General features: G+C 64.1%; 14 protein-coding genes and 1 pseudogene. 6 read left to right on the top strand and 9 right to left on the bottom strand.

All coding sequences use genetic code 11. The annotated features are described in order from the left end of the window. Nucleotides 1-55: 55 nt before the first annotated feature. Complete coding sequence (locus AC1DEM_RS15750) at nt 56-1,471, bottom strand: aldehyde dehydrogenase family protein (protein WP_476885240.1); 1,416 nt, start codon at nt 1,469-1,471, stop codon at nt 56-58. Continuing rightward, complete coding sequence (locus AC1DEM_RS15755; protein WP_476885241.1) at nt 1,464-2,516, bottom strand: homoserine dehydrogenase; 1,053 nt, start codon at nt 2,514-2,516, stop codon at nt 1,464-1,466. The genes AC1DEM_RS15750 and AC1DEM_RS15755 overlap by 8 nt, the downstream gene beginning before the upstream one ends. 302 nt (nt 2,517-2,818) lie before the next feature. Here AC1DEM_RS15755 and AC1DEM_RS15760 point away from each other — a divergent pair, with 302 nt between their 5' ends. From AC1DEM_RS15760 to AC1DEM_RS15770, 3 genes are read left to right on the top strand one after another with little or no spacing between them, the layout of a single operon-like run. Further along, nucleotides 2,819-4,258 (top strand): amino acid permease, encoded by a 1,440-nt coding sequence (locus tag AC1DEM_RS15760; RefSeq protein WP_476885242.1) that lies wholly within the window; start codon nt 2,819-2,821, stop codon nt 4,256-4,258. Between the two features lie 14 nt (nt 4,259-4,272). Continuing rightward, nucleotides 4,273-5,322, top strand: coding sequence for an alanine racemase C-terminal domain-containing protein (locus tag AC1DEM_RS15765; RefSeq protein WP_476885365.1), 1,050 nt, complete (start codon nt 4,273-4,275; stop codon nt 5,320-5,322). Nucleotides 5,323-5,359: 37 nt separating this feature from the next. After that, nucleotides 5,360-6,160: an IclR family transcriptional regulator gene (locus AC1DEM_RS15770; RefSeq protein ID WP_476885243.1), complete on the top strand. Its 801-nt coding sequence runs from the start codon at nt 5,360-5,362 to the stop codon at nt 6,158-6,160. On the opposite strand, the gene AC1DEM_RS15775 is transcribed toward AC1DEM_RS15770, so the two are convergent. From AC1DEM_RS15775 to AC1DEM_RS15785, 3 genes are read right to left on the bottom strand one after another with little or no spacing between them, the layout of a single operon-like run. Further along, on the bottom strand, nt 6,157-6,933 hold the full coding sequence (locus tag AC1DEM_RS15775) for an IclR family transcriptional regulator (RefSeq protein WP_476885244.1): 777 nt from the start codon (nt 6,931-6,933) through the stop codon (nt 6,157-6,159). The genes AC1DEM_RS15770 and AC1DEM_RS15775 overlap by 4 nt on opposite strands. A gap of 32 nt (nt 6,934-6,965) precedes the next feature. Further along, nucleotides 6,966-7,718, bottom strand: coding sequence for a cyclase family protein (locus AC1DEM_RS15780; protein WP_476885245.1), 753 nt, complete (start codon nt 7,716-7,718; stop codon nt 6,966-6,968). Further along, on the bottom strand, nt 7,715-8,164 hold the full coding sequence (locus tag AC1DEM_RS15785; RefSeq protein WP_476885246.1) for a hypothetical protein: 450 nt from the start codon (nt 8,162-8,164) through the stop codon (nt 7,715-7,717). Before AC1DEM_RS15785 ends, AC1DEM_RS15780 begins: the two co-directional genes overlap by 4 nt. A 116-nt stretch (nt 8,165-8,280) precedes the next feature. Between AC1DEM_RS15785 and mmuM the strand changes: the two genes are divergently transcribed. Next, nucleotides 8,281-9,279 carry a homocysteine S-methyltransferase gene (gene mmuM / locus AC1DEM_RS15790; RefSeq protein ID WP_476885247.1) on the top strand — a complete coding sequence of 333 codons (999 nt, stop codon included), beginning with the start codon at nt 8,281-8,283 and terminating at the stop codon, nt 9,277-9,279. Here mmuM and AC1DEM_RS15795 read toward each other — a convergent pair. Both AC1DEM_RS15795 and AC1DEM_RS15800 read right to left on the bottom strand, forming a co-directional pair. Next, nucleotides 9,248-9,550 (bottom strand): putative quinol monooxygenase, encoded by a 303-nt coding sequence (locus AC1DEM_RS15795; protein ID WP_476885248.1) that lies wholly within the window; start codon nt 9,548-9,550, stop codon nt 9,248-9,250. The two genes, mmuM and AC1DEM_RS15795, sit on opposite strands and share 32 nt — an antisense overlap. Nucleotides 9,551-9,678: 128 nt before the next feature. Continuing rightward, entirely contained in the window at nt 9,679-10,284 is a 606-nt protein-coding gene (locus AC1DEM_RS15800; protein ID WP_476885249.1) for a TetR family transcriptional regulator, read from the bottom strand. 83 nt (nt 10,285-10,367) lie between these two features. Here AC1DEM_RS15800 and AC1DEM_RS15805 point away from each other — a divergent pair, with 83 nt between their 5' ends. After that, nucleotides 10,368-11,147, top strand: coding sequence for an SDR family NAD(P)-dependent oxidoreductase (locus AC1DEM_RS15805; protein ID WP_476885366.1), 780 nt, complete (start codon nt 10,368-10,370; stop codon nt 11,145-11,147). A gap of 71 nt (nt 11,148-11,218) precedes the next feature. Here the strand turns inward: AC1DEM_RS15805 and AC1DEM_RS15810 are convergent, their stop codons facing one another. Next, nucleotides 11,219-11,887, bottom strand: a complete 669-nt coding sequence (locus tag AC1DEM_RS15810) for a hypothetical protein (protein WP_476885250.1) — start codon at nt 11,885-11,887, stop codon at nt 11,219-11,221. Next, nucleotides 11,884-12,975 carry a type I restriction endonuclease gene (locus AC1DEM_RS15815; RefSeq protein ID WP_476885251.1) on the bottom strand — a complete coding sequence of 364 codons (1,092 nt, stop codon included), beginning with the start codon at nt 12,973-12,975 and terminating at the stop codon, nt 11,884-11,886. The genes AC1DEM_RS15810 and AC1DEM_RS15815 overlap by 4 nt, the downstream gene beginning before the upstream one ends. A gap of 110 nt (nt 12,976-13,085) precedes the next feature. On the opposite strand from AC1DEM_RS15815, the pseudogene AC1DEM_RS15820 reads away from it, so the two are divergent. After that, a pseudogene (locus AC1DEM_RS15820) lies at nt 13,086-13,220 on the top strand (short-chain dehydrogenase); the annotation flags it as partial. Nucleotides 13,221-13,247 lie beyond the last annotated feature (27 nt).

Consider the following 13,247-nt stretch of genomic DNA (forward strand, 5'->3'; position numbering starts at 1 on the left):
GTGCCCGGGGCGGAAATTGGAGGGGCGCAACGTCCGGCCGCGCCCCTCCGTGCCCTTAGTTCTTGATGCAAATGACTTTCGGTTGGGTCATTTCTTCGTAGGCGAAGCGGACGCCTTCCCGGCCCATGCTCCCGTATTTGGCACCCCCGAACGGCATGCCGTCGAACCGGTAGTCCGATGAATCGTTGATCATGACGCCGCCTGCTTCCAGCCGGCGTGCAGCGTCCATGGCGTTGCTCAGGGAGTCCGTGAAAATGCCTGCGTGGAGGCTGAACTCGATGGCATTCGCCACGTCGATGGCTTCCTCAAAGGTGTCGAAAGCACGGAGCATGACGACGGGCCCGAACACTTCCTCGGTCCACAGCCTGCTGTCCGCCGGGACGGCTTCTAGGACGGTCGGCTGAAGCACGTTGCCGTCCGCCACGTTGCCAGTGAGAAGTACGGCGCCGGCGCCGACGGCCTCGTCCAGCTTGGTCCGGAGTTCGTGCAATGCGGCGGGGCTGATCATCGGCCCGACGTCCGTCCGCTCGTCCGACGGGTCGCCGACCACCAAGCGGGCCGTTGCAGCCAGGAACCGCTGCCGGAACTCTGCGTACAGCGGGGTAGCCACGAGAATCCGCTGCACCCCCACGCAGTTCTGCCCGGCGGCCCAGAACGCTCCGGAGACGCAGGATTCCACGGCCTCCTCAAGGTCGGCGTCGTGCAGGACGATCACCGGCGCGTTTCCGCCAAGGTCCATGGAAAGCTTCTTCAGGCCGGCGGTACGGGCGATGCTTTCGCCGGTGGAGAATCCGCCGGTGAAGGACACCATTCGCACGTCCCGGGACGCGATGATTGTTTCGGCCACGTCCCGGCCGCCGTGCACCACAACGAGGACGTCGGACGGGAGTCCTGCGTCCACAAGCGCCTCCGTGAGCAGCTGTGCCGACAGGGGAGTCAGGGCGGAGGGCTTGAGGATGACGGCGTTTCCTCCGGCAATGGCCGGTCCGATCTTGTGCGCCACCAGGTTGAGCGGGTCGTTGAAGGGCGTGATCGCGGCAATGATGCCCAGCGGCTCCCGCGAGTACCAGCCGGTCCGGTCCTCCGAGCCCTCATACGAGTCAAATGGGATGACTTCGCCGGCGTTACTGCGGGCCTCGGCCGCGGAGAGACGGAGGGTGTTGACGGCCCGCAGGACTTCCTTCCGTGCCTGCCGGATGGTTTTTCCGGACTCGGCCACGATGGTCCGGGCGAACTCCTCGATCCGGTGTTCGATGTCCGTCGCCGCGGCGTCAAGAATCTTTCCGCGCGCGTTGCGGGACAAGGCCTGTGCCTTCCGTGCACCGGAGCGGGCCGCCTCGAGCACGGCTCCGCCGGCGGCGGCGGCCGTCAGCGGAACCGAACCGACGACGCGGCCGTCGTAGGGGCTTGTCACCTCACGGAAGTGCTGCGACAGCGCCGTTTCCATGCGGCACAGCGTTGACTCAGACATGTGCAACGGCTCCCGTCTTGGCTGCGTGCATGGCGATGATGTCAGAGAGCAGGGCGTAGGCAGTCTCCACGCGGCCGGCTCCCGGTCCCGAGACCGTGACCTGGCCCAGGAGGTCTGTTTCGAAGGCGACGGCGTTCGTCGCTCCCGAAACGCCGGCCAGCCCGTGGTCGAGGGGGAGCTCGACGGGGGTCACACCTGCTGTTACGGTCCCGTCCGGGTTCCGCCGTGCTGAACCGACGAGCTTCCAGCGGCGTCCCGCCCGGGAGGCCTTACGGATATCGTCGGCCGTCACCGTCGAGATCCCCTGCCGCTGAACATCCTTGAGCTCGATGCCGGCGTCGAGCAGTTCGTTGGCGAGGATCAGGACCTTGAGCTGGACGTCGTAGCCCTCGACATCTGCCGCGGGGTTTGCCTCGGCGTAGCCCAGTTCCTGCGCCTCGCGAACGGCCGCATCGTAGTCCAGGCCGGCTTCCATTCGTCCGAGCACGTAGTTGCTGGTGCCGTTGAGGATGCCTTCGAAACCATTCAGCTTCAGGCCGGAGAACATCTTCTTCGCCAAGCGGATGACAGGCGTGCCGCTCATGACGGCGCCTTCGAACTCGAAGTGCACGCCGTTCTGTTCGGCCAGTGAGGTCAGTTCGGCGCCGCGGAGGGCAACCGGGCCCTTGTTCGTGGTGCACACGCTCTTGCCGGACTCGAGCGCCCACCGGACGTGGGACACGGCAGGCTCGCCGTCTTCGGGGTTCGTGTAGGTGGCCTCGCAGATGATGTCGGCGGTGCACGTGCGGATGACCGATTCGTTATTGGTGTCCGCGGTTCCGCCGTGCATGGCGAAGGTGTCACTCCCGCCGCCCAGGTTCAGGGCCATGGTGAGGTCAATGCCCTCAGGCCGGACCAGGGATCCGAGGCGAAGATCGGTGATGGCCACTACCCGCAGGCCAAATCCCAGATCGGCGCGAAGGGCCTCGCCGCGTGTCGCGATCAGTTCGGCCAGGGTCCTGTTAACGCCGCCGAAGCCGATCAGCGCAATGTCATAGGTGGTCATGGTGCTCCTTCAGTCAATTACATTGGTCCCCCAATGTTGACCGCATTCCATGTCAGTCAGGGCATGTGATTCTGACCGAAGAACGGGGCGAATTGACCATCTGCATGTCGATTCGACATGCACGGCCCGAGGTAACACGCGTGCAACATATGCATGTCTAAATGTTTTTAATGACCAGTTAGGTCATTCCGTGTTACCTTCATCACTATCCTCTTGTTCAGCCGCAGCCACCCGTTGCCCCCTCGACCCGAGGCTCACGCGCACCGTTCGCATCTGACCTGACCACTCACCTGGGAGACACCATGGAATCCTCAACACCCACCAAGCTGGAACCACAGCCCACCGCCCCGCCGTCGGCCGAGACTGGACTCCGGCGGTCCATGGGACCGCGGCACCTGGTCATGATCGCCATGGGCGGGGTGATCGGATCCGGACTGTTCCTGAGCTCGGGCTACACGATTTCCCAGGCCGGGCCGCTCGGTGCGGTCATCGCCTATCTGATCGGCTCCTTCGTGGTGTACCTCGTGATGGCGTGCCTCGGCGAGCTTGCCATCGCCTACCCGGTCTCGGGCGCCTTCCACATCTACGCCGCGCGCTCGATCGGGCCCGCCACCGGGTTCGCCACGGCCTGGTTGTACTGGCTTTGCTGGGCGGTAGCCATCGGGTCCGAATTCACCGCCTCAGGTCTCCTCATGCAGCGCTGGTTCCCGGGCCTTGACGTGTGGGTCTGGTGCGTCATCTTCGCCTCAGTCTTGTTTGGCCTCAATGCAGTCTCTTCGAAGTTCTTCGGCGAATCCGAATTCTGGTTCGCCATCGTCAAGGTCGCGGCGATCATCGGCCTCATTGTCCTGGGCGGCGCGGCGCTGATCGGTTTCCACCCGCTCAGCGAGGGCGGCAGCCACCCCAGCATGTTCGAGAACTTCAACACCCCCGGCGGGCTCTTCCCGAACGGCTTCACGGGTGTCCTCGTTACAGCGCTTGCAGTGTTCTACGCCTTTTCCGGATCCGAGCTCATCGGTGTAGCTGCAGGCGAGACAGCAGATCCTGCCAGGAGCATCCCGAAAGCAATGCGCAGCACGGTCGTGCGCCTGCTGATCTTCTTCGTCGGGGCGATCGCGGTCATCGCCGCAACCGTCCCGTTTGACCAGGTCGGACTGGACGAAAGTCCGTTCGTGACAGTGTTCTCATCCATCGGCATTCCCTTCGCCGCCGACATCATGAACTTCGTCATCATCACGGCACTGTTGTCGGCCGGAAACAGCGGACTCTTCTCCTGTGCCCGGATGCTGTACTCGCTCGCCGACGAGGGACACGCCCCGCGTGCGCTGAAGAAGTTGACCCGGCGCGGCATCCCCATGATCGCGCTCTCCGTCAGCATGCTGGGCGGCCTGGCCTCGCTGATCAGCAGTGTCATTGCTCCCGAGACGGTGTACCTGGCCCTAGTGTCGGTGGCCGGGTTCGCCGTCGTTGGGGTCTGGATGTCGATCGTTGCCTCACACTTCTTCCACCGGCGGGCCTTCGTCAAGAACGGCGGCAATGTCTCTGCCCTTCCCTACCGGGCCCCGCTGTTCCCGCTGGTGCCGATCCTGGCGTTCGCGCTATGCCTGATTTCGCTCATCGGCATTGCCTTCGACCCGAACCAGATCGCGGCACTGTACTTCGGAGTCCCCTTTGTGGGCGCCTGCTACGCCTTCTTCTATTTCAAGTACGGGCGCCAGGCGCGCACAGGAGTGCCGGCCTAGTTTCAACGTCCACCATCGTCAACCCACCGTCGCGGCCGGGGACCTCCGAGTCCGATGCGTACGGCCATGGAGCTGACCTGATGCTGCCGTCCCTCGTTCGTCTTGACGTCCCTTTCGTCGGAGTCGGGAGCAATGAGGAGGCAGCCCTCGCGCGCCGCTGCGGCTTTGAGGGCCGGATCCTGCGCGTCCGTGCCGCGGCGCCACAGGAGATAAGGGCCGGGCTGGACCATGACATCGAGGAACTTGTTGCCGACCCGGAGAGCGCGTGGGAGATGCGCAGCATCGCTGCCCAGGCGGGAAAGCCGCTTCGGATCCATCTCGACATTAATTCTTCAGGGATGAGCAGGCACAGCCTTGACGTCTCAACCGCGCTCGGCCGGGCGTGCGCGGCGGGAATCGTCAGCCACCGGTGGCTCCAGCTGGCCGGGATCATGACCCACTTCCCCAAGGACAGCACCCGGCATATTGAACAGGTCCTGCTGCGCTTTCAAAGCCAGGCGATGGCCCTGCTCCAGCTCACCGGTACTCCCCGGGAGGACGTCCTGTTGCATTGCGCGAATTCCTACGCCGCGCTGCACGTGTCCGACTCCTGGCTGGACATGGTCCGTGCCGGGGCAGTTCTGTACGGCGATTCGGATCCGGCCGCGGGGCGGTTTCAACGGTGCCTGACGTTCAAGGCCCGGATTGCCTCCGTCAACAGCTATGCCGCCGGCAGCAAGGTCGGCTACGGGCTCACGCGCACCCTGACGCGGGACTCCAGGCTGGCATCGGTGACCGCAGGGTACGGCGACGGCTACCGTCGGGCGCTGGCATGCCAAGGCAGCGTGCTAGTTCATGGCCGCCGTGCCGCCGTCGTCGACCTCGTTTCAATGAATTCCATGGTCGTTGACGTCACGGACATAGCGGACGTCGCACCCGGGGACGAGGTTGTGCTTTTCGGTCGGCAAGGTAGCGAAGAAATCACCCCCGCAGAGCTTGAAGCAGCGAACTCGGCAATCCTCGCGGACCTCTACACCGTGTGGGCGGGAGGACGCCGCATCTTGGCCGGCCTCGAAGGCATGTGAGAATAGGCGTGGCTATCGGGTGGAAGGAGCATTGACAGTGGATTCTTCCTCGGAATCGTCGTCCATGACACAAGGACTGCGGATTGTTCGCCTGGTCGCGGACCGGGAAAAGTGGGGCAGGAGGCTTCTCGGCGTTTCGCAACTCGCCTCGGAGCTCGATATGGAACAGAGCCGGGTCTCCCGGATAACTCAGGAATTGTGTGAACTGGGTCTGCTGGAACGTGTCGAAAGGGGCCCGTTCCGAACAGGCCCGCGATTCTTCGCCCTGGCGGCGTCGCTCAACACCGGCTGGGTTCACGCGTCAAGGGCCGAGTTGGAGGCCTTGGTGGCCAGGTTCGGCCTCAGATTCAGAATCTCCGTCCGCGAAGGCTTCCGTGTCATCCTCCTGCGGACTTCCACCAATGACGCGCTCCCCGGAAGCTTCGTGAAGCCCGGCATGGTGACACCCGTGTGGTGCACCGGATCCGGCCGCGCACTGCTCTGGGACCATGAACAGACGACCATTCAGGACCTGCTCAGCGACGTCAACTTCATAGGCGTCGGCGGCCCGGGCGCGGCGCATTCGCCGGCTGATGTCTGTGAACTGATGGAGCGGGACAGGCCCCGCGGCTTCATTGCGGCGGCTGAAGAATTCGAGCACGGCGTCTATGAACTGGCGGTGCCCGTCCGCAACCCGCAAGGAACGATTCTCGCCTCGCTCAGCGTCCTGGGCGCCCGGCCCCAGATTGAACCAAGTATCAAGCGCCTTGCCAAGGCCCTGACGGAAGCCGCGGACCGGCTGGGGTCCTGTGACCGCATTACCCGGGACAATGCCGGCCAAAAAGCGTTGCCCGGCTAGGCCTGCTCCTGCGGCAACGCGTGACCCAGCGCCGACTCAAGCCACTTTCCCCACGACACAAGAGCCGCGGCGCACAGCTCACGCCGCGGTGCCAGGCGCGTTTTGGGCCCGACGACCTGCAGCGCAGACACCACGTCGCCCTTGAAATCCCGGATCGGAACGGCCAGGGAATAGAGTCCGGGCTCGGCCTCCTCATCGACGATGGAGTACCCCCGCGCCCGCGCGTCGTGCAGCCGTGTCAGGAAGTCCTCGACGTCCCCCGGCGTGTTGGGTCCGTGGCGAACGAATGAAGCGGCCGCGAGCACGGTCCGGACCTCGGCGTCCGATGCCTGCCACAGAAGGGCCTGGCCGGCATCACTGCAGTAAGCGGGGTACGGCCGGCCCAGCCACGAGCCGACCATGTTGCTGCTGGCCGGTACGCGTTCGCCGATAGTCACCGTGCTGTCTCCGCTGAGCACCCCCAGGAAACAGCCTTCATCCGTCTCGCCGGCAAGGCCCTCCAAGGCGGTAGCGCCGTCGGTCTGCAGCCGCTGCTCCGTCAACATCTGGGCGTCCGTAAAGAGCGACCAGCCCAGTTCGTAAGACCGCTGATCCCGGCGTTCCAGAAAGCCTTCCTCTTGCGCTCCCCGCAGACTTCGCGAAACCTGGCTGCGGTCTTTGCCCAGGTCGGCAGCTATGTCAGCGACTGTTCCGCCGGGAAGGCCTCTTGCGTTGCGGGCGCCAACCGCAAGGACGGCCATAATTCCGCGTCCCATACTGGATGTCTTGGACATGGATCCGATTCTAGCCGCCGGACGGACCCGTCTTAGGAGATGGCAAAGACCCGAGCAGGAAAGCCGCTGCCCTGCAGGGGCTTCGGCCAAGTCGCAATAAGTGCAGCTCCCGCTTCGGGAAGTCCGTCCAGGTTCGCCAGCAGCTCGATCTGCCAGCGGTTCTTCGCCAGAACGTAGGTCTCCAGGCTGAAGTCCTGGCGGGAAGTGGCCAGTCCTGGATCGGTGTCCGTCTGTTCATGGCCGACAGCCGCAACCGACCGCTGTTCCAGCAGGAAGGTAAGAACTTCCTGGGACCAGCCCGGAGTGTGGCTGATGCCCTCGCCGTCCCTGTTTGCCATGGCGTCCGCGTCAGGCCAGCGTCGGCTCCACCCGGTCCGCAGGGCCACAAAAGAGCTGGCCGGGACGGTGCCGTTGCGGTTCTCCCACGCCTGAACATCTTCGATCGTGGGGCTGGCATCGGCATCGGCGCTGACTCGGTCCGTGATGTCCAGGACGACCAGAGGCAGGACCATGTCCTGCACGGGAATCTGGTCCAAGGTGCGGCCCCCGCGGATGAAGTGCGAAGGGGGATCAACATGCGTTCCCCACTGTCCGACGATCGAATAGCGGTGGGCGGTGAAACCGTCGCCCTTCTCGAGGTCGTACACGGCTTCCCGGATCTCGTCCGGGAAAGCCGGGAAGTGCGGCTGGCCAGGATGGAAAGCGTGCGTCAAGTCGGTAAACGTCCGTCCGGCAAGTAGCGGCTGCAGGTCGGCCCAAAGTCCGGTCGTGGTGGTTTCAATCATGACGCGGCCTCGTTCTCGAAGGCTGCCGCCAAGGTGGTGCTGGAGACGCCTATAGGGCCGGACAGTTCGATGACCGGCACTTCCCAAGGGTGGATTTCCACAATGCGGCGCACGAACCGGTCCACTGCAGCGTCATCCAGGGCAGCGTCGAAGTAGGTTGTGAGGACGAAGGTGGTCGAAATGGTCCGCTGGCCCACCTGCCCCAGCGTGGGATTGGCTCCCTCCGTCACGGTGAAGCCTTCGAAGCCCACGCCGGACTCAAAGACGTGCCTGTAATTTCCGAAATCGCCCAATTCCGGGGATGCGGCCAATGCCTGGAGCAGGGCCACGATGCCCTGGTCATCCTGGAAGGCCTCGGTTTCACCCTTCGCGAGCCGGGCAAAGCTCTCTGACGCTATGGGCCAATGCACGCGCAGCTTGCGTACGGACTTCATCTCAATGTTCAAGGGAATGCCTCTTCTTTGCCGTTCTAGCGGATTGTTTGACTGCCATCGTGGCATATAGTGATGATCATTACAAGCATTTGGAAATGCTTATTATGACCAACATAAAGGACTGGAGAATGCCCAGCAACGCAAAGCTGTCCCGCGCGCTCAACGCCGGTGAAGACCTGGTGGCGGACGGCGCGCTCGCCACTGAGCTTGAAGCGCGCGGATGTGATTTGGCGGATCCGCTGTGGTCGGCCAAGGTCCTTTTCGAACAGCCGGACCTGATCAGGCAGGTGCACCGCGATTACTTCCGCGCCGGCGCGGCTGTCGCCATCACGGCGAGCTACCAGGCCACGCCCCAGGGATTCAAACAGCGCGGCATTGGCGAGGCCAAAGCCCTGGAGTTGGTCGCGCTAAGTGTGCGCCTGGCCGACGAGGCGCGCCGCGAGCACCTGGACGAAAACCCGGATGCTGGCCCGTTGTTGATTGCCGGGTCGGTGGGTCCCTACGGCGCCTACCTCGCGGACGGATCCGAGTACCGGGGCGAATACGACCTCGGCAAGAGCGGTTTCATGGATTTCCACCGTCCCCGGATTGCGGCGTTGGTGGAGGCCGGAGTCGATTTTCTGGCGTGCGAGACGCTGCCCTCGCTTCCGGAGGCCGAGGCCCTCCTGGGCCTTGTGGAGGAGTTCGACGTCGAGTCGTGGTTCTCCTTCACGCTCCGGGATGGTGGGCATATCAGTGACGGCACGCCCCTGGCCGGTGTCGCCGGGCTCTGTGCAGGGCACCCGCACGTGGCAGCCATCGGGGTGAATTGTGTGCCGTTGGAGTTGGTTACACCCGCACTTGGGGCCCTACGGAGCGCCACCCGGACGCCACTGATCGCCTATCCGAATTCGGGGGAATGCTATGACGCGGTGAGCAAGACGTGGGATCCGGCCCCGGCGCCGGACGGCGCCGCGGGCTCCGGTAGCAACCAGCTTCCAAGCCTTGCGGCAGAGGCCCGCGCCTGGCGTGGCCTCGGTGCCCGGATTGTTGGAGGGTGCTGCCGGACGACGCCGCGGGACATTGCCGCCGTGGCAAGGCTGTCAGCGGTTCGCGTCAGTCGCGAAGTGGCGACCCCACAACGTTGAATCGAAACCCTCCGAACGTACCGGACAGTAGCGGGCGTGCGACCGTGATGGATGCCTGGACCTCCGGCAACGCGAGGGAAGACTGATGCGCCTCCTCGTTCTCCCACAGTTCCAGTACAAACACGGTGTCCGGGTCGTCGTCGTTCACTCCAACCTCGTAAGCAAGGCAGCCGATCTGTTGGAGGGTCTCGCTGCGCTGAGTCAGGTGGCGCACCAACTCGTCGCGCTTACCTGAGACAGCGCCGAGCGTTCCCACATTCGCAAAGGTCATAGCCCTACCGTAGTAGGACGCTGCGACTTTCACTCTGCCCGCAAAGCCGAACGCTGAGCGGGCAGAAACGTCAATCGTGCAGTCCTATTTCGGAACTTAGCGCCAATTCGGCTGCGTGGGACGGCGATCTACGGCTCCGGCACCCGCAGCACCCCCACGGCCGCCACCAAATACGGCGCCGGATCCGGATCCGTCCCGGCGGCCCACTGCATCCAGGCCTCGAACGTCGCCCCGATCAGCGCGGCGCACAGATACACAGCAACGTCGTCGCGGACGCCGGCCGAAACCAGATACGCCCGGGCCCGCTCCCGCTGCGGCGACAGGGACTCGTAGCTCCGGCTGGCCAGCTCGGGGTGTTCGGCGATCAGCCTCAGCCGGCCGCGCGTGACGGCCAGATCCGGCAGGACAGCAACTCCGGCGACAGCCGCCTCCCGCAGCGCTGCCAGGATGTCGCCGTCGGTCGAACCATCACCGCGGGCTGACGCCAGAACCCGGCCGGAGGCCTCGATTACCGGTTCCATGCCGCCCCAGACGAGTTCGGCCTTGCTGGCGAAATAGCGGTACAGGCTCTTGCGCCCGATCCCCGCTTCGCGCGCGATGTCCTCCATGGAGGTCTGCTCGTAGCCGCGCTCGGCGAACAGCCGCAGCGCGATGGCGGCCACGGCGTCGGGATCAATCGTCGCCGGCCGCCCGGCGGGGCGCGGAACGGCGGTCTTCACAGCATCCGAAGGCATCCCACCAGTATTCACCCTTCCATAATGACACAGAGTGTCATAACGTGGACCGCATCACCGTCAGCAACGTCTGGAAGGGCATCATGGGCACCGAAGCATCATGGCAGGAAGCCACCACCAACGGCCGATTCGCGGGCAAGATCGTCGTCGTCACCGGTGCCGCCTCGGGCATCGGCCAGGCCACTGCGCTGCGCATCGCCAAGGAAGGCGGCCGCGTCATTGCCGCCGACATCAGCAAGGAACGCCTGGATGACCTCGTGGCCGAGAACGCGGGCTTGGACCTGGTTCCCGTGGCCGGTGACATCTCCACCGAGGAGACCGTCGCCGCCGTCGTCGCAGCCGCCGGCGGACGGGTGGACGCCCTGGCGAACGTCGCCGGCATCATGGACAACTTCGCCCCGATCCACGAGGTGGACGACGACCTCTGGGACCGCGTCTTCCGGATCAACGTCACCGCTTTCATGCGCCTGACCCGCGCCGTGGTGCCGCTGATGCTGGACGCCGGCACCGGCTCCGTGGTCAACGTCGCCTCCGAGGCCGGCCTGCGCGGGTCCGCCGCCGGCGCCGCCTACACCGCGTCCAAGCACGCCGTCGTCGGCCTGACCAAGAACTCGGCCGTCATGTACAGGCCCAAGGGCCTGCGCTTCAACGCCGTGGCCCCCGGCCCCACCATCACCAACATCGTGGCCAACTGGGGATCCCAGCTCGCGGCCGAACGCCTCGGCCCGCTGATGCAAGCCACCGTCCCCACACCCGCCACCGCGGCGCAGCTCGCCGCCTCCATCACCTTCCTGCTCAGCGACGACGGCACCAACATCAACGGCGCCATCCTCGCCTCCGACGGCGGCTGGTCCGCGCTGTAAGCACCGCGCCAAACGCAAGCGGACGACGGCGGGAAGCCCCGCCGTCGTCCGTTACGTCCTGCCTCGGAGGCTCAGGGTAATTCGGGCATGTCCTTCAAACCTGTCGTGCTGGCGCAGCTCCAAATGGCGTGGTCGAGTTCTTTCTGCCCAACGCCGAGTTTCTCGGCAGCCGCCTTGACGAGGGAGGCGGCAAATTTTGAACTCACTCGTCGCTGGACCGCGCGCCCCACGAACTCAGTGATCCAAGTGTCTGCCTTCACGCCATCATGGCTCAGAAGCATTGTGAAGTATTCCCACGTAACAGGGCCGAGGCCCGACACTCCTGTGTACTGAGTCCTGTGATTAGCGTCGTCGGGACTCAGGTGCGCTGGCTCGGTGACCCCAATGGCAGCGAAGCGCTTTGCAGATTCCACGATGGCAAAAGCCTTGGTCTTTCCGGCATGCACTTTCTGGCGATTCAGAATCTTTTCGAGTGCAACCGGGTCCTGTCCCGCCAGGTGGCGCATCCGCTCTGAGGCGGCGACGTGCTCCGAGTGCTTCTCGTATCGCAGAACGGCGCCCCGGGCTCCCGTCCAGGACCCGTCTTGACGTTCCCTCCCGTATCGGAAACGGATCGACATGACCGCATCGACCAATGCCGAATCGATGCGCTTGTAACCGCCGGGCCATTTCTTCCAGGGCGTCGGCATAGCCGCGATAGCGATGAGGAGCCGGTCGAGGTCGGGAGCGGTCGCGTTCACAGGTAGCTCTTTACGCTCGCGCGGAGGGCTTCCGTGTGCTCGTAGATCTCTTCCAGCGAGCTAATGGGCACCCGTGTCTCTTCTTTGTTGTCGTCGAAAATGCCGATGTACTTCTGGGTACGGTTGAAGTGCAAGCGCGCGATCGGCTTGCGGTTGTTGTCGTCCAGCAGGACCGCGAAATAGGACTTTGCGTCCCTCTGCACCACCCGAGCGGGCTTGACCTCGCTGCAGACGATGGCCCGCACGATCTGATATCCCTCGATTTCCTCCAGTGTTGTCTCCAAGCCGTCTGCCTCGGCCAGATCCGCTTCGGCCACAGGTGCGCTGGTGACGGTGGCAGCCACTGTCACGTCCTCATTTTGCGGGAAGGCCGCGCCGCCGAGGGCCTTCTTCAGCCGCTCGTTGACCTGGTCGTTCAGGAACTGCTTGGACGCTTTGGTCACCAACGCGGTGAACTGCTCGCGCACCTTCTGGGTGTAGGGACCCGAATACACGCGACCGGTGAGGAACTTAACCCATTCGTCCTCCGGCTCCTTGAATTGAGCCGCCAGGGTCCTCTTGAGTTCACCGATGTATTTCAGTTCGCCGGCCGCGCTGATGATCGAGTCGAGATCAAATACGTCCTTGGACAGTTTTTGAAGCTCGGGTATGAGGGATTCGTCGATGTCGCTCAGGTCGAGAACAAGGAACGGCTTGGCGTCCATGCGGTTCGGAGCGTCGAGGTCTGTGAAGAACTGGTACACCTCGCCGTTCGTCAGGATTGCGATCCTAGCGTTAGTCACGGCAAAGTACCGGAAGAGCTGGGATGCGTGCTCGATTTTCACCGGTTCCGTGGACTTCTTGCACTCGATCAGGATCTGGACCTCACCGTCCTTGACGATCGCATAGTCGATCTTCTCGCCCTTCTTGAGCCCAACATCCGCGATGAACTCCGGAACGACTTCCATGGGATTGAAGACGTCATAGCCAAGAATTGTGGAAATGAAAGGCATGACGAAGGCATTCTTGGTTGCCTCTTCCGTTTGGATCACACCCCGCTGTTGGCGCACCTTTGCTGCCAAAGCCGAAAGTTTTTCTGCAAACTCCATTTGTCCCCCTAAGAATTGACTGTGCTGCCAACCGTAGCGCAGCCCTATGCCAATTTGATGAAACTGGCCCTGGGGTGAGATTAGGGCTGGGATCCCAGCTCGCGGCCGAACGCCTGGGCCCGCTGATGCAGGCGACCGTCCCCACGCCCGCCACCGCCGCGCAGCTCGCCGCCTCCATCACCTTCCTGCTCAGCGACGACGGCACCAACATCAACGGCGCCATCCTCGCCTCCGACGGCGGCTAGTCGGTGCTGTAGGGGAGCGGCGCCCAA

This window comes from Arthrobacter sp. 05T420 (assembly GCF_056396305.1).

What these genes read in the sequence shown, in the direction of transcription:
- AC1DEM_RS15750 (WP_476885240.1), bottom strand. Translation starts at nt 1,471, where the DNA reads ATGTCTGAGTCAACGCTGTGCCGCATGGAAACGGCGCTGTCGCAGCAC.
- AC1DEM_RS15755 (WP_476885241.1), bottom strand. Translation starts at nt 2,516, where the DNA reads ATGACCACCTATGACATTGCGCTGATCGGCTTCGGCGGCGTTAACAGG.
- AC1DEM_RS15760 (WP_476885242.1), top strand. Translation starts at nt 2,819, where the DNA reads ATGGAATCCTCAACACCCACCAAGCTGGAACCACAGCCCACCGCCCCG.
- AC1DEM_RS15775 (WP_476885244.1), bottom strand. Translation starts at nt 6,933, where the DNA reads ATGTCCAAGACATCCAGTATGGGACGCGGAATTATGGCCGTCCTTGCG.
- AC1DEM_RS15780 (WP_476885245.1), bottom strand. Translation starts at nt 7,718, where the DNA reads ATGATTGAAACCACCACGACCGGACTTTGGGCCGACCTGCAGCCGCTA.
- mmuM (WP_476885247.1), top strand. Translation starts at nt 8,281, where the DNA reads ATGCCCAGCAACGCAAAGCTGTCCCGCGCGCTCAACGCCGGTGAAGAC.
- AC1DEM_RS15795 (WP_476885248.1), bottom strand. Translation starts at nt 9,550, where the DNA reads ATGACCTTTGCGAATGTGGGAACGCTCGGCGCTGTCTCAGGTAAGCGC.
- AC1DEM_RS15800 (WP_476885249.1), bottom strand. Translation starts at nt 10,284, where the DNA reads ATGCCTTCGGATGCTGTGAAGACCGCCGTTCCGCGCCCCGCCGGGCGG.
- AC1DEM_RS15805 (WP_476885366.1), top strand. Translation starts at nt 10,368, where the DNA reads ATGGGCACCGAAGCATCATGGCAGGAAGCCACCACCAACGGCCGATTC.
- AC1DEM_RS15815 (WP_476885251.1), bottom strand. Translation starts at nt 12,975, where the DNA reads ATGGAGTTTGCAGAAAAACTTTCGGCTTTGGCAGCAAAGGTGCGCCAA.